The sequence below is a fragment of the Sphingomonas azotifigens NBRC 15497 genome, assembly GCF_002091475.1.
Taxonomy (GTDB): Bacteria; Pseudomonadota; Alphaproteobacteria; order Sphingomonadales; family Sphingomonadaceae; genus Sphingomonas; species Sphingomonas azotifigens.
Genome location: NZ_BCTR01000123.1, coordinates 1 through 2,109 on the forward strand (window position 1 = coordinate 1; position 2,109 = coordinate 2,109).

The window sequence follows — 2,109 nt, forward strand, 5'->3', positions numbered from 1 at the left end:
GACGATCATGCGGCGGCAGCGTGCTCCAGCGCCGCGATGCGTTCTTCGCAGATCACCTGCACCGCCTGCCCCAGCACTTCGACGCGCTCGCCGAGCCACGCCAGCTCCTCGGCGGTGATCCGGTAGTGCTTGGAATAGCGCGCCTTCACATAGGCTTCCTTCAGCTTCTCGAACCGCGAACGATCGATGCGCTGATCGCGTGGCCAAGCGTCGATCAGCCGCGGATCGATCCGCTCGGCCTGGGTGCGCAGAAATCCAAGATTGTGGGTGTGCGGCGTGTAGAATGTGCAGACCAGCAAAACGCAGTGGTAGAGGCGCTCGGCGGTCTGATGAAGGTCGAATGCCGCATCTTTCAAGAAGCCTTTTGACAGGTCGAATCCGGCAATCTCGAAACGCTTCATCGCAGAGGGAAACCACTCGTCGAAATACTCCCGGGCCATTGCGAGCGCCTGGGGAGGCGTCTTCGGCTTGGGCTGGTGCAGTTCGCTCGGTTCGCTCTCGTATAGCACAATGCCATCACGGGCGACGTCCATGAAGAAATAGCGCCCATGTGCGAGCCCGTCGTTCACCTCCTGCATGGTGTGCACGATGAAATTGACGGGCGTGCGCAACGTTTTGGTGATCGCCAGTTCGCGGTTGAGCCGGTCCTCGGCGGTCGCCCAGAACTCCACCCGATCGGTGAGCTTGTCCTTGTTGACGATCACCAACAGGTCGAAGTCGGACTGATAGCCCTTGGCGGTGTGGGGCTCATCGACCCAGCCGCCGCGCGCATAGCTGCCGTAGAGGATGACCTTGAGGATGCGCGCCTGCTTCTTCCAATCCGACGTGGCGATGGCGATCGCGTCGCCGAACTCCTCGAACAGAATCTGGACAACACGCTCCAGCTCGCGCTGCTTGGCTGGGGGCAGATGATCGAGGTTGGTCCTCATATTCCGATCCTAACGCGCTGATGCGGCGACGTACACCTCGCCCGGTATTGCCGGGCGAGGTGTCGCGTCGCTCATGGCTGCTCGCCCCGCTCCGCCCGACCCAGCGCGATCAACACGCGGGCGATGGTCTGCTCGACCTCTTCCACCGTGCAGCCATGCAATTCGGCCGTTTCGACGTAATCCCGGTCATCGAACCGCACCGACCCGAAGATTGCCCGATCGCGCTCGGGCAGTGCACGAAAGGCGCGGCGCATCCGCCGCAAACGAAGCCAGCGCATCATCGCCCAGACTCCCCGTCCGCGACGAAGCCGAGCAGATAGTCCGCCGCCTTGCTGGCAGCGCTCGCCGCCCGGAAGATGGCCTTCTCGTCCTCGCGTAGCACCGCCAACCAGCTGCCCACGTAATCAGCGTGCCGAACCGTCGGCCGGATCGCCAGCGAAGCGCAGGTGAACGCGCTGGTCATCTCGGCGACCAGCTCTTCCCGACTATAGGCCGCGCTACCGAACGCGCCCGACTGGTCGCGGTCGAGCCGCGATCGATGCCCGGTCCAGTGCCCCAGTTCGTGCAGTACGGTCCTGTACCAGTTGATGCGGTCGTAGAAAGCGAGCTGCGGAGGCACCGCGACGTAATCGCCGCCGCGGCTGTAATAGGCTTCCCCGCCCCCGATCCGGATATCGGCGCCGCACGCTTCCATCAGCGCATGCGCAGCAGGAATGCGGTCGGCCTCTGCCACCGGCTCGCCCGGCTCCCCCACCGTCAGCCGCTCGGGGAGCCCCTCACACTGGTCGACGTTGAACACGGTGAACCGCTTGAGAAACGCCAGCTGCCGCGCCTCGCGATCCTCGTCGCGTGCCCGCTCGGCCTCGTCCTTCGGCGTGAAGCGATCGGCATAACAGATCGTCGTCCCCCGCTCGCCCCGCCGCACGCTACCCCCGGCCGCCTGCGCTTGCCGAAAGGTCAGCCAGCGCTGCGAGGCATAGCGTCCATCGATCACGGCAGCCCAGAGGATCAGCACATTGATCCCTGAGTAGCGCCGTCCGGTCACGGCATTGGCCGGCATCGCACAGCCGCATGCCGCAGCATCCCAAGGCTGCACCCAGGGCAGCCGCCCCAGTTCCAGCTCGGCAATCACCCGTCCCGTCACCTCGGCATAGAGGCTCGCCCGGTTCTCGTGTCCAAT

General features: G+C 64.7%; 3 protein-coding genes. All 3 read right to left on the reverse strand.

What is annotated here, in order from left to right; all coding sequences use genetic code 11:
• Positions 1 to 5 precede the first annotated feature (5 nt).
• Positions 6 to 929 carry a HEPN domain-containing protein gene (locus tag SAZ01S_RS23130; protein WP_084584681.1) on the reverse strand — a complete coding sequence of 308 codons (924 nt, stop codon included), beginning with the start codon at positions 927 to 929 and terminating at the stop codon, positions 6 to 8.
• A gap of 71 nt (positions 930 to 1,000) precedes the next feature.
• Positions 1,001 to 1,210, reverse strand: coding sequence for a sigma factor-like helix-turn-helix DNA-binding protein (locus tag SAZ01S_RS23135; RefSeq protein WP_084584682.1), 210 nt, complete (start codon positions 1,208 to 1,210; stop codon positions 1,001 to 1,003).
• On the reverse strand, positions 1,207 to 2,109 hold the full coding sequence (locus tag SAZ01S_RS23140; protein WP_084584683.1) for an ArdC family protein: 903 nt from the start codon (positions 2,107 to 2,109) through the stop codon (positions 1,207 to 1,209). The genes SAZ01S_RS23135 and SAZ01S_RS23140 overlap by 4 nt, the downstream gene beginning before the upstream one ends.

Bases quoted from the DNA above. Each gene is read 5' to 3' on its own strand.
- SAZ01S_RS23135 (WP_084584682.1), bottom strand. From the start codon at position 1,210: ATGATGCGCTGGCTTCGTTTGCGGCGGATGCGCCGCGCCTTTCGTGCA.
- SAZ01S_RS23130 (WP_084584681.1), bottom strand. From the start codon at position 929: ATGAGGACCAACCTCGATCATCTGCCCCCAGCCAAGCAGCGCGAGCTG.